Here is a 21,420-nt window from a genome sequence, read left to right on the forward strand (position 1 = left end):
CCTCATCTAGTTCTCTTCGTCTGTAGGTTCATTGTCCGTCTTATGCTCTTCCTCCATACTCTCCGGTTGCTGTTGGGAAGCAGGTAGCTCGATAATGACGGTCGTTCCCTTGTTCATGACGCTTTTGATATCCATCATGCCCTTATGTGATTGAATAATGCGCTGGCTGACCATCAGGCCAAGCCCTGTTCCCGATTCCTTGCTTGTAAAGAATGGTTCCCCCAGCTTAGGCATCAATTCTTCTGGAATTCCAGTGCCTTCATCCTTAATTTCAATCCGAACCCGACTATTCTCTTCGTCATGATTGAGTTTAATTCGAATATTACCTCCGTCTGGCATGGCCTCCATGCCGTTCTTCAGCAAGTTAATGAAGACCTGCTTCAACTGGTTCTCTTCACAGTGTACCATAGCTGAATCGGATGAAGCATTCAATACAAATTCAACACCATGCAGATGCGCCTGACTGTCCAGTAATGATATAACATCTCCCAGTATGAAGCGAATATCCCGTTCTTGAAAATGAACCGCCTGTGGTTTGGCCAGTATCAGAAACTCACCCACAATAAGATTAATTCTATCCAACTCGGACAGCATCAAGTCCAAGTGCCGGTGGTTAAGCTTGTTCGTCTCTTGTTGGAGCTGAAGAAACCCACGTAGGGTCGTAAGAGGGTTACGTATCTCATGCGCAACCCCTGCTGCCAGCTGACCAACCGTCGTCAGTTTCTCGGAACGTCTGAGCAGTTCCTCCATACGGTTACGGCTGGTAATATCTCTTGATACGCTGATTAGTGCTGTGATCTCGCCTGCTTCATCCCGGACTGGTGCTGTACTCACGCTGACTTCGACACGGCTACCATCCTTCTTCATCCATGTCGTTTCATTGGACGTAATTGACATACCCTCAATCAACTGGGCATGCTGCTCTTCCATCTCCTCTTCAGTACCAGGAGGGATAATTTTTAACTTACGGCCTTCTACTTCACGACTGCGCCAGCCGTACAACTGCTCAAAGGCACGGTTTACCCGCAGAACATTTCCATCCAGATCCGTAATATGAATCGCATCTGCGGTTTGGTTAATGATCGATTCCAAATGCTCTTTTACCGCACGATTTTCTTCATACATCTGTTTCAGACGATTCGTATAATGGCCCAAATTACGAATCATGGCATTAATGCGATTCGCTAATTGGCCCAGTTCGTCTTTCCTTCTCACTTTTAGACGGAAATCAAAATGGCCATCTGCCACATCATTCACTTTGCCCAGAATAGATTGAATTGGACGTGTAATGTAACCTGCGAGCAAATAGCTGCCAAAGATCACAATCTCCAGCAACACAAGTGAAATGGAGGCATGGCTAACCAGTTGTTCCGATACCATGGAGGATATTTGCTTATAGTCCATGACAATACTAATCACATAAGATGATTCATTGGGGGTGAATATCGGAATGAAACTTTTGAGCACCTTCTGTTCATGAGTTTCACTGACAAAGGATACATTCTGCCCAGTACGAATGGCCCGTACGACTGCCTTGTGATCCTCTTCTGCGGCACCATATTGATAGGTACCGAAACGAATTGGCCTGTTATTCAACTTGTTGTGATTCGTATCCCTTCCGTCATTGCTCATGCTCGAGCTACCGAAGGTCAATGGATTGATGCCTGTAATCTCCAGAATTGAAGGATTCACTTCACGAATCTTATTCAAAATCTCGTCTGGACCAGAGATCTTCACATAGTCGTCAACAGCGGCATTATTATAGAAGGGATTGATTATGTAATTCCTCTTCCCATCATGATAGTAACCCCAGATATCAACATCTGACGGATTGGATGTAGAATATTCGAATCCATCCGACCAAAAATGGTCTAATTTCTGTCCTTGTGAAATCGTAACCTGATGGTTTTCGAATAGCTGTTTAAATGCCTGATACCAGTACGTCATGGATTTGGTAGATAATCCAATCTCCTTTGGATCGGAAGATCGGGTAACCACAATATCATCAGCCGTTTGCTCCATCAATGAAATGTGGGAAACACCAACTTTTTCGCTCATGCGAACCAGGTCTTCATTTGTGATATTATTAATATTCGGGTCTAGTTCTTCCGCTGCCATTACTGAGGCCAGCCATAGATTGTTCCCAATTTGTCGTTTTACATATTCTGAACTGGACTGACTCTGTTCGACAGCGATTGCAATCTGTTTGGCAGTAAGCACCATCTTGGTTTCGCTGTCCTGCCTTAGATTCTCTTCTGTAGTATAATAACTCAGTGCTATATTTAAAACTAAAATGACGAGCACTGAGCACGACATAATCATGGATAATTTCGTTTTAATAGACAACTTTTTCGTTCACCTCTCGGCTTGTACCCTCTGGCGATATATGGCAAAACCTATATCCATCATAACTGTTGTATGTCTATTTGAAAAGGATAATTGACCCTTGTCCAAAAGTTACCGCTTGGCTGAAAAACGCGAAATCAATTGTATTTTGTCATTTCCATGCCTACAATGGGAATAACCTCTAAAAATTATACACAAATCCACAGGCATGTGGATAGTATGTTCATAACTATGTGAGCAACTCGTTGGTTATCCACAGACTTATACACAACATGTTAACAAACGAATGTTTGTTCGCCGCACAAAATGCTCTTTGGAAGGAGTTTTACATTTTAATGAAGGATGACGTTCTCCAATCTGATCTTACACATCTCTCGGAGGAGGCTCAGCATGAGCACTGGATGCGTGAAGCCATCGCTGAAGCGTACAAAGCAGAAGCACTCGGGGAAGTACCGATCGGGGCTGTAATTGTTCAACATAATCGCATTATCGGTCGTGGATATAACTTGCGTGAGACGACACTTGATTCCACAGCACATGCGGAGATGGTAGCCATCCGGCAGGCCAGTGAAGCCATCGGTGCATGGCGACTGCTGGATTGCAGTCTGTACGTCACACTGGAGCCATGCCCCATGTGTGCAGGTGCCATTGTGCAATCCAGGGTGCCTCGAGTGATATATGGTACCGCAGACCCCAAGGCCGGATGCGCAGGAACGCTGATGAATCTGCTGCAGGAACCTCGTTTTAATCATCGAACCGAAGTAGTAGCTGACATCTTGCAACCAGAGTGTTCCACCATGCTGACTCAATTTTTCCGACGTTTACGCAAAAAATAGAATCTTACATCCATCTGGAAAGGAAGTGCATTCCATGCCGCTTACACTATACGACACACCAAAGGGAATAAGTCTCCGTTTACTTACTCCACAAGATACAGAGGCGTATCTTGCTCTTATTCAAATCACACGTCTACCCTACCAAGCTGTAGAGCCTATCCGGGATGATGAGTTCTATACGCTGCATGCACAAACCAGACGCATTCAGGACAGAATGCAGGCGGCTGAGGAAGGAACAGGTTATCAATTCGGAATTTTTACAATCGACGACGGTATTCTGATCGGTCAAGTTAGCTTGAACAATGTCGTTCAGGGCGTTGCCAATTATGCAGACATGGGATACTTCATCCATCCAGATTACCAAGGCGGAGGACGAATGACCGCAGCCGTGAAACTCGCTGTATCCTATGCTTTCCGTGCTCTGAAGTTAAATCGTGTTCAAGCGGCCATTCTATTATCCAATACGGGTTCAAAACGTGTTTTGGAGAAGAATGGCTTTCAAGCTGAGGGCATTGCTCGTAAATATCTCAAAATTAACGGAGAGTATCAGGATCATCAGATCTATGCTGTGCTGGCCGAGGACTTGGGTGAATCTTTACAGTAATTGAACAAACATGGAACAACATACAAAGAGCCGCTCGACCCTAAGGTCGAGCGGCTCTTTGCTTTAACTAATGGATCTAAGAACTTAGTATCCGTAAGATGCGTTCATTAGTTCTTCAAACTGATCCATTGTAATGACGTCTTCGCCAGTAGGAATATTGATTTTGAATGCTGGCTTCTCGTTAATTTTGGTGTACGTGTTCGAACCCGTGAAAGCAAGTTTAACTTCATCCTTGGTATCAGGTTGTTTAATCAACAGATCAGCAACCAATTTTTGATATACCGGGAAATCTTTTTTGTCCAAAGCAAAATCAATGTGGAACTGGTTAATGGTCAGTGTATCTTTCAACTGATCCAGATCTTTAGCCATTTCAGCTTGATCTGCTTCAGTGATTTTCAGATCCTCTTTAGCTTTGTTGATATCTTCCTGACTCATTTGCAACATGTCACGATACTCTTCTTTAGAAATGATATCCAATACTTTTGGCAATGCTTTGGTGACCAGAACAGTAACAGCTTCCTTCACATTGTCATTGTTGACTGAAAATTGAACGACTTGCTTGGCATCCAAACCTTCTGGAAGCTGCGCATCCTTCACGTCCAGGTTTTTAAAGAATTTATCCTGATCGTACTCGCTCAGGACCGCATCCATAACTTCATTGCTCAGCTTTTGTGTTTTCGCTGCATCCATAGCATTTGGATTCCATTCCGTTCCTTCTTGCTCAGCCAGTTCTTTCAGATCCAGCTCCAGGAATTTATTAACAACCGTTTCCGGAATCGGGAAGAACGGAATACTTGGTACCTTAACATATAACTTCTCAGCGGTCATAACCATTGGAATGGTAAATGTCATACCCATATCGCCTTTAAGCTCAATACCTACCGTCATTTCGGTCTGCATTGGCTCGCTTTGGTATACGCCAGTTACATTCAACTGAGCATCCTTCAGCATACTCATAAACTGAGACATCGTTGGATCCTGTTGTGACTCGTCTGCAGCTTTATAGCTCAATTCATTAATAGTGAAGTTAGAACTCATCTCATACGAAGTCAATTTGGAAGCATTGGCTGCCGCCGTCTTCAATGCCTCTTTTGGCTCTTGCTTGCTACTACATGCTGTCAGTGCCATGGATACGGTTAACAGCAACGTAAGAAGAAGCGCCCCCATACGTTTAGTCATTTGTTTCTCTCCTCTCGTGATAACCCCAAAAAAATAATTCAATATCAATGATATACCATTTATTCTGAAACGGAAACACGATTTGGGAAATTTGTGAGCTTTACTCTCTAAATTGGCTACAAAGACCTATGTAAGCTTTAGATATCAATGATGTCCTCCTCTAAATCATGTATGAACGCGCAAAAACCCCGGTTTGTTAACCGGAGTTATAGGTTATAGTTATGCATTGATATGTGCTATAGAAAGGAATGAATGTTCCTTTACCTTAGCCTTGGGGATTGTGATGATCTACATGATTCTGGTTTTTCACTTTTTTGGAGCCTGACAACGGTTCCTGCATGGAAGAATGCTTTTCAGGTTTTCGGTGCTGCACATTAGCCTGAGCTTCGGGCACAGGTGTTGTTTTGGGTTTACTCATGTTGTTCCCCCCTCTTCATTGGATTAGGAATGGGATGGGTCCATATCTTCCGTTTTGTCATGATTCATGGAATCCTGATGCCGACGGTCATTCGAGTCCTGTTGAATTTGTTGGGCATGGTGACTATTCACAGGTGTCTGATCCAGATCTGCGACTACATTTTGCAGGTTTTTATCTGTTCCAGCTTTGGCTTTGCTCACGTATTACCACTCCTTTGACGTCTGCCTAATGTCTGGTTTTGGGTTGCAACGACTGGGCACATTCATGAATATGACGCGTGTAATCCTGAGCCAATTCCTGAATGGGTTCTGTACGCTCATCCGTCGTCCTTCCATCGCGCTCCACATCAATTAGCTGCACACTGACTTCACGAGAATCCACATAGGCACACTTGAAATCAAAAGAGTACATCTGGTGTCCCGCTGTTGCGATGTGAATTCGAATAGCCTGTTGATCAGCCTCGTCAGCCATAACCTGAGCGCGATCTCCGACATTTAGGACCTCAGGCAATCTTTCCTGCCAAGCACCTACAAGCTCCGTCTGATCTATGTTTAATTCGCGGTTCATCTAACCACCTCCACTCTTATATAAAGTGCGGCGATTCGGATGTTTTTATGCATCACACAGATATTGAAACAAACTGATTTCTTGTCGTAAAAATTCTTTATAAAAACAGCATGTATGCGGCTGCGCTAAATGTATAAATAAATGCAAAAAAGGACCTGAGCTTATCGCTCAAATCCTTATCATAATTGTAGTATGGCGGAGAGGGTGGGATTCGAACCCACGTGGAGTTGCCCCCTAACGGTTTTCAAGACCGCCCCGTTATGACCGCTTCGGTACCTCTCCAGGACATTAACTTTTATAAACTTGCCACGAAATAGATCATACCATAATTGTATAGCAGAAAGCAACCTTTTTATAAGATTTATTATTGGATGCATCAAAAAGGAAAATTCCACCTACTAAGTAACCGTAACCAGCGCTACCTAACGATTGATATGATTGTTCAGAATCGGTTCAGCCCTGCTCTGTATAATCGAATTTAGACTTTTTCATTATGGGGTGGTTGATTGTTTATAGGTGTGTATCGTAAAAATGACCCTTTGAACACGTTGCCTGAGGAAAAATCGTATGCGGCAACAGCTGCACACCTTGGACTTGTTAAAGGCTATGCTGATGGAACATTTCGTGCCGATCGCCAGGTCACCCGGGAAGAGTTGGCAAACATGGTTTATCGGGCAATTCAGTATGCAGGAGGAGATTCTGTCGCTAATAGATCAGCTGTGAAATCCTATCCGGACCAAGACTCTATCTCTCCTTGGGCCACAGCCCAAGTCCAGGCTTTGACATCGCTCGATTTGCTTCAAGATACTTTCGGGACATCCTTCGAGCCGAAAAAAGCAGCAACCACAGATGAAGCACTTATGATCTTGGTGCGCACCCTGCGCTCCATTGAGTATGTGAACTAATATTACGCTTTCGCTTAGGTGATAATCATAGCTAACGTATCGTCTTCTTAAACAATAAACTACAAAAAACCGTCGCCCTGTGAAAATGGAACATTCTAAACTTCCATTTGTCAGGAGACGGTTTTTTATTTCATTCATTTAGTTGAACATCCTAGGAACGACGAGCAATTACGCTGACTCCGCCCATATAAGAACGCAGTGCTTCAGGAATAACCACTGTTCCATCTTCTTGTTGGTAGTTCTCCAGAATAGCAGCTACAGTACGCCCCACTGCCAGTCCTGAACCATTTAAAGTATGGACAAATTCCGGTTTCGCTTTTGGCTCTCTGCGGAAACGGATATTGGCTCGACGTGCTTGGAAGTCTTCACAGTTGGAGCAAGACGAGATTTCACGATACGTATTGCTTTCCGGTAACCAAACCTCAATGTCATATGTTTTGGCGGACGTAAAGCCCATATCTGCTGTACACAACGTCAGAACACGGTAAGGCAGCCCCAATAATTGAAGCACACGTTCCGCATTTAGAGTCATGTTCTCCAATTCCTCATAAGAAGTCTCAGGAGAAGACAGTTTCAACAACTCAACTTTATTGAACTGATGCTGACGAATCAAGCCACGTGTGTCCCGTCCAGCGGAACCTGCTTCAGATCGGAAACACGAACTGTATGCTACAAAGTGTTTAGGCAACTGGTCAGCATTCAAAATCTCTTCGCGATGATAGTTCGTTACCGGAACTTCAGCGGTAGGGATCAAATAATACTCGGTATCTTTCAGCTTAAACAGGTCTTCCTCGAATTTCGGCAATTGGCCAGTTCCAAACAAGCTGTCACGGTTAACGATGTATGGAGGCAGAATCTCTTCATACCCATGCTGATCGCTGTGCAGATCCATCATAAAGTTGATCAAAGCACGTTCCAAACGTGCGCCCAATCCTTTATAAAAGGTAAAACGGGAGCCTGTTACTTTGGCAGCAGCTTCAAAATCAAGAATGTCGAGATCCTGAGCAATTTCCCAGTGTGCTTTTGGTGTAAATGAAAAGGACTTAGGCTCTTCCCAACGACGAATCTCCACATTATCATCTTCGGACGCACCAACAGGTACACTCTCGTTAGGGATGTTTGGAATCGCCATAGTCAGATCGTTGATTTTCACTTCCAACTCACGCACTTCTTCATCCATTGCTTTGATTCGATCGGAGACTTCGCGCATCTCAAGGATCAACTCATCCGCATTTTCGCCACTCTTTTTAAGCTTGGCAACTTCTCCGGATACCGTATTCCGGCGACTTTTCAGGTTTTCACTCTCTTGCAGCAACTCACGACGCTTGGCATCCATGTCCGTAAACCCGGCGATTAGATCCAGTGATTTGCCACGTTTCGTCAATGCTTCTTCAACACGTGCATACTCATTCCGCAATATTTTCACATCAAGCACTAAATACCCCTCCTAAATAACACCACAAAGTAGAAACCTTCCTCATTAACTCCTGCCAAAACTTTGCAGCCTTATAACTTCATCATTTCTTAATGGTAAAAAACAACCTATGGCCTCCGGTGCTGCCCTACGCTGCGATTCCCGCTTTGAAAGCAGATACGGGCAACATCAGGCATCTGACCAGACAGCACCTTGCCAGCAAGCCTTGTGAGCCTCTGGAGGACTGATCCGGTTCACCGGCAGTCATAGGTTGTATATCAATCACTATTGGTTCTGTACAGGCTGTTTATACGACCTAGCCATGTCCACAAAGTAAGCATGCAGTCGATAATCATCTGTCAGCTCAGGGTGATAGGAGCAAGCCAGCAGATGCCCCTGGCGGGCAGTAACAATCTCATCCTTGTAAGTGGAGAGAACTTCTACCTCTTCCCCCACACTCTCAATTAGAGGTGCCCGTATAAACACAGCTCTTACCGTCTCCTCAATGCCTTTTACCGGGAGATCCGTTTCGAAGCTTTCCCTCTGCCGTCCAAATGCATTTCTTGAAACGGTCATATCCATTAGCTCCAGATGAGCTTCCTCTTGTCCTTTAATATGTTTGGCCATAACAATCAAACCAGCACAGGTGCCGAACACCGGTTTACCCTCAGCAGCGAATGCCCGAATGGCCTCCATGAAACCATATTTGCGCATCAGTTTGCCAATCGTGGTACTCTCACCGCCAGGAAGAATCAACCCATCCAGCTCCTCGAGTTGCTGAACCTGTTTGATTGCCAATCCTTCTGCTCCGGCACGTTCAACACTACGAATATGTTCGGTGACTGCCCCTTGAAGTGCTAAAACGCCGATCTTCATTTAAAATCCACCTTTCTCTTACCAGCCGCTATCCTGCATGGGCTCGGAAGGTGCAAGTTTGGAATTGGTACCGATCATAGAAGCACCTTCGCCAATCCGGCGAACGCTTCACCCAAGTCCTTGGCGCCATAATGTCCGATCCGCGCTTTGGTCCCTCTTTTAAAGCGTGCTATTCCCGTTTCCATACCCCAACCCTACCATTATGGATGTATCGTTCTTGTCCATGAAAAGGATGTGGAATATGCAGTGTCAGTTAGAAGAACAATAGACTTTTCAACTGAATTATACGTAGAATTCTAACTTGATATTTTACCGGAAAAATTGTAAATATACAATCCATCCAGTCGGAATTAATTGTATTTTGTCAATGGTCTAACGACACTATATTGAAAATGTCATATTATCCCGTCTTCCTTCACCATGTCTATTAGAACAGGTTTTTGATGCCATCAAACAGATCAACGAAGAAATCTTTCACTGCACGGAAGAAGAGACGGAACCAACCGCCTTTTTCCGCTTCTTCTGCGGTGATGAGGTTAACTGTCTTCTCTTGAGGTTCAATTCCCTCTGCTTTGTACGTATAAGTAACCGTACCAACCTTGGTTCCGGCCTTAATTGGAGCAACCAGCTTATCAGCTTCAGTTACATTCGCTTTAAATGTCACGTCCAGGTTTTGAGTACCTTTAGGTACAACGAAACTTACTGCATTATCTGTCACAACAGGTACAGTTGTTTCCTTCCCTTTTTTCAAAGGTACAGCTTCCCAGCCTGTGACTTTAGTTTTGGCAGCAACCGCCTGTTTCACTTCAAAATTGTTGAATCCGAAGTCCAATACTTTCTTCGTTTCTCTGAAACGCGCTGGCTCCGAATCGGTACCCATAACTACACTGATCAGACGCATGCCATTGCGTTCAGCAGTGCCTGTAAAATTATTGCCTGCGTTCGTGGTATGTCCCGTTTTCATACCGTCCAGACCCTCATAGGCATAGCTTTTGAAGTTGGTTATATTTTTATTCGCTTCCAGCATCCAGTTATAGTTAACAATAGGAGCTTTGTCATTGGGACGGAATTTATAGGACTGAATGGTTGTAAAATCTGTGTAGTCCGGGTGATCCATGATGATATATCTGCACAAAATGGCCGCATCTCGCGCCGACATAACGATTTCTTCATCCTTCGTTGGGCGGAAATCCTTAGGCATATCTGCACGATCAAGTCCTGTGGAGTTGATGAAATAGCTATCTTTCATTCCCATACGCTTCGCTTCATCATTCATCATTTTCACAAAAGCTTGCTCGGAACCAGCGATGTGTTCAGCCAAAGCCACTGTAGCATCATTGGCTGATCCTACAGCCATGGCGATGTATAGTTCCTTAATAGTATGCTGATCACCCTCTGCAAGGAAAATGCGAGAGCCAACACTTTGCGCTGCGTTCTTTTTGACTGTAACGACATCATCCCAGCTAAAATTCCCTTGTTTAACCTGCTCAGCCACAATGTACTCTGTCATCATTTTAGTCATACTAGCAGGCGGCATAGCTTTATCCGCATTAACATTGAGTAGAATTTGACCCGTTGAAGCCTCCATCAGTACGGCTGATTTAACATCGAGTCCCAGGGAGTCTGCCGAAGGAATGTCCACGGCTTTTTCGGTCTTCGTTGTTGTAGCTGCCGCGGTCAAGACCTGCCCTGAATCGTTTGCAGCAGCCATAACAGGCATTACCGCAGACATGCAGAGCATATTAATCAGCATAACCGAGGCTACGCTTTTTTTGAGCATTTGACGTTTTTTCTTATTCATTTGTTTGGCTTTCAATGATGAATACTCCCTTCGGTCCGAAGCTTTCTATTGTTTGCTTCAGTACAGCTTGAGCTGCAATATTTTCTTAGTCCCTAACAGGTGAAGATGATGTGTGAGATGTGTGTTGTATATGCGCTGTATCGAAAGAGCAATGTCATTGCTCCTAAAGTTCGAATCGATTGTCACTTAGTTAGCATTAAATGAAATGCTTATGTAAAAGGACGTCCGCGCTTCTTTTTCGCTGGGCAACCTTCAACCTTTTTTATCACTTAAAATTCATTGTCGGAAACAGTTTCATAGACTCACGTCAAAAAACCGCCGCAACGCCCTAATCCATTAAAGGATCATCACCGCTTGTTCTATTCTATCACAGGGGTATCCGCAAAAAAAGACAGGCCCGGCGAAAATCGCCAAGCCTGTCCTGGAAATAATTAACACAATTCAGATTACAACGAGTAGTTAGGAGCTTCTTTCGTAATCTGTACATCATGCGGATGGCTTTCACGAAGCCCCGCGCCTGTAATACGAATAAACTGAGTGTTGTTACGAAGCTGCTCCAAACTGCTTGTACCACAGTATCCCATACCTGAGCGTAGACCACCAATTAACTGATGAATCGTATCAGACAAAGGACCTTTGTAAGCAACACGTCCCTCAATTCCTTCCGGAACCAGTTTCTTGTCATCATCCTGGAAGTAACGATCTTTACTTCCTTGTTTCATCGCAGCCATTGAACCCATACCGCGGTAAACTTTGTAGCTACGTCCTTGGAAGATTTCCGTTTCTCCCGGGCTTTCTGCCGTACCTGCAAACAAGCTTCCCAGCATGACTGCATGAGCACCTGCAGCAAGAGCCTTAGTAATCTCACCAGAGTACTTGATACCACCGTCAGCAATGATTGGTACGCCATATTCACGTGCTACATTTGCACAATCGTATACTGCTGTAACTTGAGGAACACCAATACCAGCAATTACACGAGTTGTACAGATGGAACCTGGACCAATTCCCACTTTGACAACGGACGCCCCAGCTTCGATCAATTCACGGGTCGCATCGCCAGTAGCAACGTTACCTGCAACAATGGTCAGGTTCGGGAAACGTTCGCGCAGCTGACGAACCGCATCAATGATGTTAATGTGATGTCCGTGTGCCGAGTCTACCGTAATCAGATCCACACCAGCTTGAACCAATGCATCAGCACGTTCAAAGGTGTCTTTGGAAATCCCAATCGCTGCTCCAACCAGCAAACGTCCTTGTGCATCTTTAGCTGCGTTAGGGAATTGAATTGCTTTTTCGATATCTTTAATAGTAATGAGACCTTTCAGTGTGTTGGACTCATCTACTAATGGAAGTTTCTCAATTTTATGCTTCTGGAGAATGCCTTCTGCTTCTTGCAGTGTAGTACCTACAGGCGCAGTAACCAAATTCTCACGAGTCATAACTTCGCTAATTTTAATGGAGAAGTCGTGGATGAAACGCAAGTCACGGTTTGTCAGAATACCAACAAGCTTTTGATCTCCTTCAACAATCGGTACACCGGAAATGCGATATTTCGCCATAACCGACTCTGCATCAGAAACCAGATGTTCCGCTGTAAGTGAGAACGGGTTGGTAATAACACCACTCTCCGAGCGCTTAACCCGATCCACTTCCTCCGCTTGCTGCTCAACAGACATATTTTTATGGATGATACCAATACCGCCTTCACGGGCAATGGCAATAGCCAATGTCGCTTCAGTAACAGTATCCATACCAGCACTAATCAAAGGAATATTCAGTTTTACGCTGTCACTCAAACGAACAGATACGTCCACTTCTTTAGGCAGTGTCTCGGATTTCCGTGGCACCAGCAGTACATCGTCGAAGGTGAAACCTTCCTTACCAAATTTATCTTCCCACACGCGGGCGTTCCTCCTTATGTTTGCTCAGCTTTACGGTCCAAAACCCGAAGATCTCAGGCTGTATTTAATGCCGAAAATACGTTTTCTGAAAAATTTATTATTGCCATCTTAGCAAAGCGTTATTTAGACTGTCAAGGGAAACTCCCTGGTTATATTAGGTGTATTGCCTGATGCATACAACTGTATTTTCCATACGGACAGGTTCATTTTATTTATATAAAACGCCACTCATATCAAGTGGCGCTTATCTATGTTAAGTCATTTAGTGCAATGTCTCTAAACTAATAGCTAATCCTGCATTTTTGCTTATAAACAAATAAAAACCACCACCGAATAACATCGGCAGTGGTTCTTTGCTTGGCGGCGTCCTACTCTCCCAGGACCCTGCGGTCCAAGTACCATCGGCGCTAGAGGGCTTAACGGTCGTGTTCGGGATGGGTACGTGTGGAACCCCTCCGCCATCGCCACCAAACGCATAGCTTAGCTTACATTTCAGAGATCATTCTCTGAAAACTAGATCCGAAACGAAATGTGCGATTTACAACGTGCATATTGGATAAGCCCTCGACCGATTAGTACTGGTCAGCTCCATGCATTGCTGCACTTCCACCCCCAGCCTATCTACCTCGTCGTCTTCAAGGGGTCTTACATACTGGGAAATCTCATCTTGAGGGGGGCTTCACGCTTAGATGCTTTCAGCGCTTATCCCTTCCGTACATAGCTACCCAGCGGTGCTCCTGGCGGAACAACTGGTACACCAGCGGTACGTCCATCCCGGTCCTCTCGTACTAAGGACAGCTCCTCTCAAATTTCCTACGCCCACGACAGATAGGGACCGAACTGTCTCACGACGTTCTGAACCCAGCTCGCGTACCGCTTTAATGGGCGAACAGCCCAACCCTTGGGACCTACTTCAGCCCCAGGATGCGATGAGCCGACATCGAGGTGCCAAACCTCCCCGTCGATGTGGACTCTTGGGGGAGATAAGCCTGTTATCCCCAGGGTAGCTTTTATCCGTTGAGCGATGGCCCTTCCATGCGGTACCACCGGATCACTAAGCCCGACTTTCGTCCCTGCTCGACTTGTAGGTCTCGCAGTCAAGCTCCCTTATGCCTTTGCACTCTTCGAATGATTTCCAACCATTCTGAGGGAACCTTTGGGCGCCTCCGTTACTCTTTAGGAGGCGACCGCCCCAGTCAAACTGCCCACCTGACACTGTCCCCGCACCGGATTACGGTACCAGGTTAGAACCTAGATACGATCAGGGTGGTATCCCAACGGTGCCTCCACAGAAGCTTGCGCTCCTGCTTCAAAGGCTCCCACCTATCCTGTACAGATCGTACCCAAATTCAATATCAAGCTGCAGTAAAGCTCCATGGGGTCTTTCCGTCTTGTCGCGGGTAACCTGCATCTTCACAGGTATTAAAATTTCACCGGATCTCTCGTTGAGACAGCGCCCAAGTCGTTACGCCATTCGTGCGGGTCAGAATTTACCTGACAAGGAATTTCGCTACCTTAGGACCGTTATAGTTACGGCCGCCGTTTACTGGGGCTTCGGTTCACAGCTTCGGATTGCTCCTAACCGCTCCCCTTAACCTTCCAGCACCGGGCAGGCGTCAGCCCGTATACTTCGCCTTACGGCTTCGCACAGACCTGTGTTTTTGCTAAACAGTCGCTTGGGCCTTTTCACTGCGGCCCCCTCGTGCTATTCACACTACCGGGGCACCCCTTCTCCCGAAGTTACGGGGTCATTTTGCCGAGTTCCTTAACGAGAGTTCTTCCGCGCGCCTTAGAATTCTCTTCTCGCCTACCTGTGTCGGTTTGCGGTACGGGCACCATCACCTGGCTAGAGGCTTTTCTTGGCAGTGTGAGATCATGACCTTCGCTACTATAATTTTCGCTCCCCATCACAGCCCAGCCTTATGATGTGCGGATTTGCCTACACATCAGCCTCACTGCTTAGACGGACATCCATCAGTCCGCGTCACTACCCTGCTGCGTCCCCCCATTGCTCATAACGGCTTACGGTGGTACAGGAATTTCGACCTGTTGTCCTTCGACTACGCCTTTCGGCCTCGCCTTAGGTCCCGACTTACCCTGAGCGGACGAGCCTTCCTCAGGAACCCTTAGGCTTTCGGCGGATCAGATTCTCACTGATCTTTTCGTTACTCATACCGGCATTCTCACTTGTATAATGTCCAGCGCTCCTTACGGTACACCTTCAACCCTTATACAACGCTCCCCTACCCCTGATGCAAAGCATCAAGCCATAGCTTCGGTGGTGTGTTTAGCCCCGTTACATTTTCGGCGCAGAGTCACTCGACCAGTGAGCTATTACGCACTCTTTCAATGGTGGCTGCTTCTAAGCCAACATCCTGGTTGTCTGTGCAACTCCACATCCTTTCCCACTTAACACACACTTGGGGACCTTAGCTGATGGTCTGGGCTGTTTCCCTTTTGACAATGGATCTTAGCACTCACTGTCTGACTCCCGGAAGTAAGTCTATGGCATTCGGAGTTTGACTGAGCTTGGTAACCCTTGCGGGCCCCGCACCCAATCAGTGCTCTACCTCCACGACTCTGTTTTCCGAGGCTAGCCCTAAAGCTATTTCGGGGAGAACCAGCTATCTCCGAGTTCGATTGGAATTTCTCCGCTACCCCCACCTCATCCCCGCACTTTTCAACGTGCGTGGGTTCGGGCCTCCAGTGCGTGTTACCGCACCTTCACCCTGGACAGGGGTAGATCACCCGGTTTCGGGTCTACGTCCACGTACTAATTCGCCCTATTCAGACTCGCTTTCGCTGCGGCTCCGGCTCTTCACCTTAACCTTGCACGGGAACGTAACTCGCCGGTTCATTCTACAAAAGGCACGCCATCACCCCTAAAACGGGCTCTGACTTTTTGTAAGCACACGGTTTCAGGTTCTATTTCACTCCCCTTCCGGGGTGCTTTTCACCTTTCCCTCACGGTACTGCTTCACTATCGGTCGCTAGGAAGTATTTAGCCTTGGCAGATGGTCCTGCCGGATTCATACGGGGTTTCACGTGCCCCGCACTACTCGGGATACATCTCGGAGAGAACCAACTTTCAAGTACAGGGCTTTTACCTTCTTTGGCGGGCCTTTCCAGACCTCTTCGTTTAACCGGTTCCTTTGTAACTCCATGTGAGATGTCCCACAACCCCAAAGAGCAAGCTCTCTGGTTTGGGCTTCTCCGCGTTCGCTCGCCGCTACTGACGGAATCACTATTGTTTTCTCTTCCTCAAGGTACTTAGATGTTTCAGTTCCCCTGGTATGCCTCTACATAACCTATGTATTCAGTTATGAGTAACTGGAAATTACCCCAGCTGGGTTTCCCCATTCGGACACCCCCGGATCAAAGCTTGCTTACAGCTCCCCGAGGCAGTTTCGTTGTTCGCCACGTCCTTCATCGGCTCCTAGCGCCTAGGCATCCTCCGTGTGCTCTTAGTAGCTTAACCAATTGCTCCAAGGAGCAAATGCAATCTACCGTTTTTATTGAAACTTGTTTACACAAGTTCAGCTTAAAAAGGAATGTTCTAATTCGCAATTTTCGTTTCGATATCTAGTTTTCAAAGAACAAGCTCCATGCAAAAGCAAGCTGTTTGAGAGTTTGAGCTCTCAAAACTGAGCAACGAGTGAGTAGTTTTTGCAGCTAAGCTGCGGTTTTGAATGTTTCCACTCGGGAAACGATTCTCCATAGAAAGGAGGTGATCCAGCCGCACCTTCCGATACGGCTACCTTGTTACGACTTCACCCCAATCATCTATCCCACCTTCGGCGGCTGGCTCCTTGCGGTTACCCCACCGACTTCGGGTGTTATAAACTCTCGTGGTGTGACGGGCGGTGTGTACAAGACCCGGGAACGTATTCACCGCGGCATGCTGATCCGCGATTACTAGCAATTCCGACTTCATGCAGGCGAGTTGCAGCCTGCAATCCGAACTGAGACCGGCTTTTTAGGATTCGTTCCACCTCGCGGCTTCACAGCCCGTTGTACCGGCCATTGTAGTACGTGTGTAGCCCAGGTCATAAGGGGCATGATGATTTGACGTCATCCCCACCTTCCTCCGGTTTGTCACCGGCAGTCACCTTAGAGTGCCCATCCGAAATGCTGGCAACTAAGATCAAGGGTTGCGCTCGTTGCGGGACTTAACCCAACATCTCACGACACGAGCTGACGACAACCATGCACCACCTGTCTTGAATGTTCCGAAGAAAAGGTACATCTCTGCACCGGTCATTCAGATGTCAAGACCTGGTAAGGTTCTTCGCGTTGCTTCGAATTAAACCACATACTCCACTGCTTGTGCGGGTCCCCGTCAATTCCTTTGAGTTTCAGTCTTGCGACCGTACTCCCCAGGCGGAGTGCTTAATGTGTTAACTTCGGCACCAAGGGTATCGAAACCCCTAACACCTAGCACTCATCGTTTACGGCGTGGACTACCAGGGTATCTAATCCTGTTTGCTCCCCACGCTTTCGCGCCTCAGCGTCAGTTACAGCCCAGAGAGTCGCCTTCGCCACTGGTGTTCCTCCACATATCTACGCATTTCACCGCTACACGTGGAATTCCACTCTCCTCTTCTGCACTCAAGTCACCCAGTTTCCAGTGCGATCCGGGGTTGAGCCCCGGGATTAAACACCAGACTTAAATGACCGCCTGCGCGCGCTTTACGCCCAATAATTCCGGACAACGCTTGCCCCCTACGTATTACCGCGGCTGCTGGCACGTAGTTAGCCGGGGCTTTCTTCTCAGGTACCGTCACCTTGAGAGCAGTTACTCTCCCAAGCGTTCTTCCCTGGCAACAGAGCTTTACGATCCGAAAACCTTCATCACTCACGCGGCATTGCTCCGTCAGGCTTTCGCCCATTGCGGAAGATTCCCTACTGCTGCCTCCCGTAGGAGTCTGGGCCGTGTCTCAGTCCCAGTGTGGCCGATCACCCTCTCAGGTCGGCTACGCATCGTCGCCTTGGTGAGCCGTTACCCCACCAACTAGCTAATGCGCCGCAGGCCCATCCCCAAGTGACAGATTGCTCCGTCTTTCCAGTTCTCTTCAGGAGAAGAAAACAACTATTCGGTATTAGCTACCGTTTCCGGTAGTTGTCCCAAGCTTGAGGGCAGGTTGCCTACGTGTTACTCACCCGTCCGCCGCTAACCATCAGAGAAGCAAGCTTCTCATCAAGTCCGCTCGACTTGCATGTATTAGGCATGCCGCCAGCGTTCGTCCTGAGCCAGGATCAAACTCTCCAATAAAGTATTGAAAAGAGCGATAAGCTCATTTTGAAACTGACGAGATTAAAAATCTCATTGTTGCTCCAGTCGATCCAAGCCAAGGCTTGTCTCAAACTTTCGCGTTCATTCTGCAAGCAGAATGTTTACTCACTCGTTGTTCAGTTTTCAAAGATCAAACTTGTTTCATTGCCGTGTGTTGTTCATCTCAGCAACTTTTATATCTTATCACATCCGAACCAACTTTGCAAGCTCTTTTTTTAAGTTTCTTTCGAAGCTTATTTCTTTCGCTTGCCGCACCGTGTTTCTCGTGTTTTCTTGGCCGGAATTAGAATATACCATGTACAGATTTCGATTGCAAGCTTTATTTTCAATAAATTTTATTTTGTCTCTCGTATAGCTATTCACCTAAAGCCTGGCTTATTTAAGGTTGCATCAATTATTATTAAACACTCTCTTCCCAGAACAAACGGATCACCTGTCCTCCATAGATAATCCGCATGATCCTCCCGCCCTATCCACTATATGTTACTTCACTTTCTCCACAGGCATCTTTCGCGGCCATAAGCTATAACTGAAGCTGATTATAAAATCGATCCCCAGTATGATTCCCCATACTCTCATGAGATTAGAAAATGCCGCAGTACGCTCCGCATCCCCAATCCACCAGATCATCGCGAGCAAGAACAAGCTACCTATGCCCCAAGCCAATAGATGTCTAAGCCATCCCACTCTTTCACGACTTGCATGCTCACTGCCGTAAACCTTGCTGCTCCGAGGATTATCGCCACCCTTAAACCAATACAGAAAATAACGATCAGCCCAAGCGATCATCTGATGACCATAGGCAATACTTACACCTATATATATAGCTGCAATGCCATGAACCATACTTGCCGTAGCACCCCGTTGAAGATCCATCACCGTCGCTACCATAAGAAGAACATCCACAATGGGCGTTGCCATTAACAGCGCGATCCCTGTCCGTTTCATGCCAAGCAGATAACGCACACTCAGACCTGCAGCGACAAATACCCAAAAGGCAATCTCACATCCAATAATAAAATAGGCAATCAAATGATCCACTCCTTTTATAACACAAATGTATTAAATTCAATTTAACACGTTTGTATTATAATAATCAACAATGATATAATCCCTTTATGCCTAAAATAGTTGATCATAATAAACAACGTCTGCTCGTAGCCGAAGCGGCTTGGCGTGTCATCCGAAGAGATGGCATGGAGCAGGCCTCCGTTCGAAATATTGCGTTAGAAGCAGGAATATCGGCCGGGTCTATGCGCCACTACTTTTCAACCCAATCAGAACTACTCCTATACGCAATGAATCTGGTGTCCGAACGGGTATCGAATCGAATCACACAGATGTCGTTTGATGCGTCTCCTTTGGAGAATATGAAGATTCTGTTGTTAGAACTCTTGCCAAGTACGGATGAAAAAAGGGCCGAAATGGAGGTGTGGTACGCTTTTACAGCCAAGTCCAAGAATGAGCCCGTTCTCAAAGTGCATGCCGACAAAGTCTATGATGAACTCAGACACGCGATGGCTACAGTTATCACCTACCTGATGGAGCTCAATCTCTCCCGTACAGACCTCGATAAGGAGTTGGAAATTGAACGCCTATACGCACTGGTCGACGGTTTGGGAATTCATGCGATTCTTCGTCCTGACCAGATGAACACCAAGATTATGGAGAATATTCTTACCACGCATCTTGCAACGTTATGCCGGGATGCACAATAACATTCGGTCACAAAATTAAATACAGCTCTATCCTTCGTACCAGCAAGAAACGAGTAATTGCTTCTATGAAACAAAAAAACCGTCATGCATCAATTGGGACTAACCTATTCCATAATAGGGTTAATCCTAGATACGTGACGGTTTTTCTTTTTATCCAATAATAATCCGACCCTCCGGATGGCGATACAGCTTCTTCTCTTTACGTGGACGAAGCGCATATGCAATGGTGAGTGGTCCAATACGTCCGATAAACATCGTGAAGGCGATAATCACTTTTCCCCATACCGTTAATTCATGCGTTACTCCCACCGACAGACCTACTGTCCCAATCGCCGAGGCCGCTTCAAACATAAGTGAAAGGAACGGTGCATCCTCTGTTGTAAGTAGTAGCATTACCACAACCATGAATATGATCAAGGAAACCATAATAATCGTCAATGCTCTCATCAGCAAATCTTTCGGAACACGCTGACGGAAAAATACAATATCTTTATTGCCACGAATCATGGCATACACCGCTCCAATCATGATCAGGAACGTTGTCGTCTTGATCCCACCCCCGGTTGATCCCGGAGATGCCCCAATGAACATCAACAGAATGAAGAAGAACTGGGTAGCCTGCCTCATCTGGGTGATATCAATGGTACTCGTACCCGACGAACGTGTAGAGACCGATTGGAAGAACGAGGCGTATATCTTTTCACTCCAACTTAGAGATGCCAGTGTGTGTCCATTGGTGAACTCAAATACAAACAGTACAATTGCTCCAATACCAATCAGTGCACCTGATACGGACAACACCAGTTTGGACTGCAACGACAAGCGACGGCGCTTGCGGAACTCAAACAAATCATTCAGCACCACAAAGCCGAGTCCACCCGATACAACCAGCACGGAAGCTGTCAGGTTAAACAACCAGTCCCCTGTATAATACTGAAAACTGTTGCCGAACAGATCGAAACCACCATTGTTAAATAATGAAACCGAGTGAAAAGCACCATAGTATACCGCCTGCCAAAAAGGCATCTCCGTTGCCCAGCGTAGTGCCAATATAACAGCAGCCACCCCTTCAATGGTAAACGAAAAAATTAGCACCTTGCGGATAATGCGAACAATGCCTTCCATACTATCAGCGTTGATAGCCTCTTTCAGCAGCAGCCTGTCCTTAAGCGAGATTCTCTTACCCAATACTAACGCAAACAACGTTGCGATGGTCATGAAGCCAAGTCCACCTAGCTGCATAAGCACCATAATCACGATTTGACCAAACAGGTTGAAGGTCGTCCCTACATCCACAACAACCAGCCCGGTCACACATGCGGCAGAGGTAGACGTAAATAGCGCATCAATGAACGCCAAATGTTCACCGCTTTGATTGGAGATAGGTAGCATGAGCAGAATCGTACCGATCGTGATAATAAGCATAAAACCACCAACCAGAATCAGTGGGGGTGATAGGAATTTAGCAATGTGAAGCCTAAACTTCATGAAGGGCACCTCTTTTAACATAATACATACAGGTAGGCGAAGAAGATCTGTCATATATTCATGGCAGGCAT

Annotated in this window: 15 protein-coding genes, 1 tRNA gene and 3 rRNA genes; 4 read left to right on the plus strand and 15 right to left on the minus strand. The window is 46.3% G+C overall.

Going from position 1 to position 21,420, the window contains the following annotated elements; all coding sequences use genetic code 11:
- Positions 1-6: 6 nt before the first annotated feature.
- On the minus strand, positions 7-2,346 hold the full coding sequence (locus tag MHB84_RS12575) for a PAS domain S-box protein (RefSeq protein ID WP_076292204.1): 2,340 nt from the start codon (positions 2,344-2,346) through the stop codon (positions 7-9).
- 335 nt (positions 2,347-2,681) lie between these two features.
- Between MHB84_RS12575 and tadA the strand changes: the two genes are divergently transcribed.
- Both tadA and MHB84_RS12585 read left to right on the plus strand, forming a co-directional pair.
- Positions 2,682-3,182: a tRNA adenosine(34) deaminase TadA gene (gene tadA, locus MHB84_RS12580; protein ID WP_076292205.1), complete on the plus strand. Its 501-nt coding sequence runs from the start codon at positions 2,682-2,684 to the stop codon at positions 3,180-3,182.
- 34 nt (positions 3,183-3,216) lie between these two features.
- Positions 3,217-3,786 carry a GNAT family N-acetyltransferase gene (locus MHB84_RS12585; RefSeq protein WP_076292206.1) on the plus strand — a complete coding sequence of 190 codons (570 nt, stop codon included), beginning with the start codon at positions 3,217-3,219 and terminating at the stop codon, positions 3,784-3,786.
- An 84-nt stretch (positions 3,787-3,870) separates the two neighbouring features.
- Here MHB84_RS12585 and MHB84_RS12590 read toward each other — a convergent pair whose 3' ends face one another.
- From MHB84_RS12590 to MHB84_RS12610, 5 genes are all read right to left on the minus strand, one after another.
- On the minus strand, positions 3,871-4,965 hold the full coding sequence (locus tag MHB84_RS12590; protein ID WP_076292207.1) for a hypothetical protein: 1,095 nt from the start codon (positions 4,963-4,965) through the stop codon (positions 3,871-3,873).
- Between the two features lie 265 nt (positions 4,966-5,230).
- Positions 5,231-5,383: a small acid-soluble spore protein P gene (locus tag MHB84_RS12595; protein WP_063567623.1), complete on the minus strand. Its 153-nt coding sequence runs from the start codon at positions 5,381-5,383 to the stop codon at positions 5,231-5,233.
- 23 nt (positions 5,384-5,406) lie between these two features.
- Positions 5,407-5,583, minus strand: a complete 177-nt coding sequence (locus tag MHB84_RS12600; RefSeq protein WP_175382032.1) for a hypothetical protein — start codon at positions 5,581-5,583, stop codon at positions 5,407-5,409.
- A 25-nt stretch (positions 5,584-5,608) separates the two neighbouring features.
- Positions 5,609-5,950: a hypothetical protein gene (locus MHB84_RS12605; RefSeq protein ID WP_064641367.1), complete on the minus strand. Its 342-nt coding sequence runs from the start codon at positions 5,948-5,950 to the stop codon at positions 5,609-5,611.
- Between the two features lie 193 nt (positions 5,951-6,143).
- Positions 6,144-6,232 (minus strand) — tRNA-Ser (locus tag MHB84_RS12610).
- Between the two features lie 236 nt (positions 6,233-6,468).
- On the opposite strand from MHB84_RS12610, the gene MHB84_RS12615 reads away from it, so the two are divergent.
- Positions 6,469-6,855 (plus strand): S-layer homology domain-containing protein, encoded by a 387-nt coding sequence (locus tag MHB84_RS12615; RefSeq protein ID WP_341143041.1) that lies wholly within the window; start codon positions 6,469-6,471, stop codon positions 6,853-6,855.
- Between the two features lie 151 nt (positions 6,856-7,006).
- On the opposite strand, the gene serS is transcribed toward MHB84_RS12615, so the two are convergent.
- From serS to MHB84_RS12655, 8 genes are all read right to left on the minus strand, one after another.
- Positions 7,007-8,290, minus strand: a complete 1,284-nt coding sequence (gene serS / locus MHB84_RS12620; protein WP_076292209.1) for a serine--tRNA ligase — start codon at positions 8,288-8,290, stop codon at positions 7,007-7,009.
- A 264-nt stretch (positions 8,291-8,554) separates the two neighbouring features.
- The gene (pdxT, locus tag MHB84_RS12625; RefSeq protein ID WP_076292210.1) at positions 8,555-9,145 is read right to left on the minus strand and encodes a pyridoxal 5'-phosphate synthase glutaminase subunit PdxT; all 591 of its coding nucleotides are present in this window, start codon (positions 9,143-9,145) and stop codon (positions 8,555-8,557) included.
- 427 nt (positions 9,146-9,572) lie between these two features.
- Positions 9,573-10,961 carry a D-alanyl-D-alanine carboxypeptidase family protein gene (locus tag MHB84_RS12630; RefSeq protein WP_076292211.1) on the minus strand — a complete coding sequence of 463 codons (1,389 nt, stop codon included), beginning with the start codon at positions 10,959-10,961 and terminating at the stop codon, positions 9,573-9,575.
- A 431-nt stretch (positions 10,962-11,392) separates the two neighbouring features.
- Positions 11,393-12,850 carry an IMP dehydrogenase gene (gene guaB, locus MHB84_RS12635; protein ID WP_024628817.1) on the minus strand — a complete coding sequence of 486 codons (1,458 nt, stop codon included), beginning with the start codon at positions 12,848-12,850 and terminating at the stop codon, positions 11,393-11,395.
- Between the two features lie 355 nt (positions 12,851-13,205).
- A 5S ribosomal RNA gene (gene rrf, locus MHB84_RS12640) occupies positions 13,206-13,322 on the minus strand.
- A gap of 80 nt (positions 13,323-13,402) precedes the next feature.
- A 23S ribosomal RNA gene (locus MHB84_RS12645) occupies positions 13,403-16,328 on the minus strand.
- Positions 16,329-16,570: 242 nt separating this feature from the next.
- Positions 16,571-18,122: ribosomal RNA gene (locus MHB84_RS12650) — 16S ribosomal RNA — on the minus strand.
- Together the 16S, 23S and 5S rRNA genes form the textbook arrangement of a ribosomal RNA operon.
- A 504-nt stretch (positions 18,123-18,626) precedes the next feature.
- Positions 18,627-19,184: a hypothetical protein gene (locus MHB84_RS12655; protein ID WP_318261670.1), complete on the minus strand. Its 558-nt coding sequence runs from the start codon at positions 19,182-19,184 to the stop codon at positions 18,627-18,629.
- Positions 19,185-19,261: 77 nt separating this feature from the next.
- Between MHB84_RS12655 and MHB84_RS12660 the strand changes: the two genes are divergently transcribed.
- Complete coding sequence (locus tag MHB84_RS12660; protein WP_076292140.1) at positions 19,262-19,861, plus strand: TetR/AcrR family transcriptional regulator; 600 nt, start codon at positions 19,262-19,264, stop codon at positions 19,859-19,861.
- 150 nt (positions 19,862-20,011) lie between these two features.
- Here MHB84_RS12660 and MHB84_RS12665 read toward each other — a convergent pair whose 3' ends face one another.
- The gene (locus MHB84_RS12665) at positions 20,012-21,349 is read right to left on the minus strand and encodes a TrkH family potassium uptake protein (protein ID WP_076292139.1); all 1,338 of its coding nucleotides are present in this window, start codon (positions 21,347-21,349) and stop codon (positions 20,012-20,014) included.
- Between the last annotated feature and the right edge of the window lie 71 nt (positions 21,350-21,420).

This window comes from Paenibacillus sp. FSL F4-0087, from assembly GCF_038020215.1.
Classification (GTDB): Bacteria; Bacillota; Bacilli; order Paenibacillales; family Paenibacillaceae; genus Paenibacillus; species Paenibacillus taichungensis.

Coding starts and splice junctions, on each gene's coding strand:
- tadA (WP_076292205.1), top strand. CDS start 2,682: ATGAAGGATGACGTTCTCCAATCTGATCTTACACATCTCTCGGAGGAG.
- MHB84_RS12585 (WP_076292206.1), top strand. CDS start 3,217: ATGCCGCTTACACTATACGACACACCAAAGGGAATAAGTCTCCGTTTA.
- MHB84_RS12590 (WP_076292207.1), bottom strand. CDS start 4,965: ATGACTAAACGTATGGGGGCGCTTCTTCTTACGTTGCTGTTAACCGTA.
- MHB84_RS12595 (WP_063567623.1), bottom strand. CDS start 5,383: ATGAGTAAACCCAAAACAACACCTGTGCCCGAAGCTCAGGCTAATGTG.
- MHB84_RS12605 (WP_064641367.1), bottom strand. CDS start 5,950: ATGAACCGCGAATTAAACATAGATCAGACGGAGCTTGTAGGTGCTTGG.
- pdxT (WP_076292210.1), bottom strand. CDS start 9,145: ATGAAGATCGGCGTTTTAGCACTTCAAGGGGCAGTCACCGAACATATT.
- MHB84_RS12660 (WP_076292140.1), top strand. CDS start 19,262: ATGCCTAAAATAGTTGATCATAATAAACAACGTCTGCTCGTAGCCGAA.
- MHB84_RS12665 (WP_076292139.1), bottom strand. CDS start 21,349: ATGAAGTTTAGGCTTCACATTGCTAAATTCCTATCACCCCCACTGATT.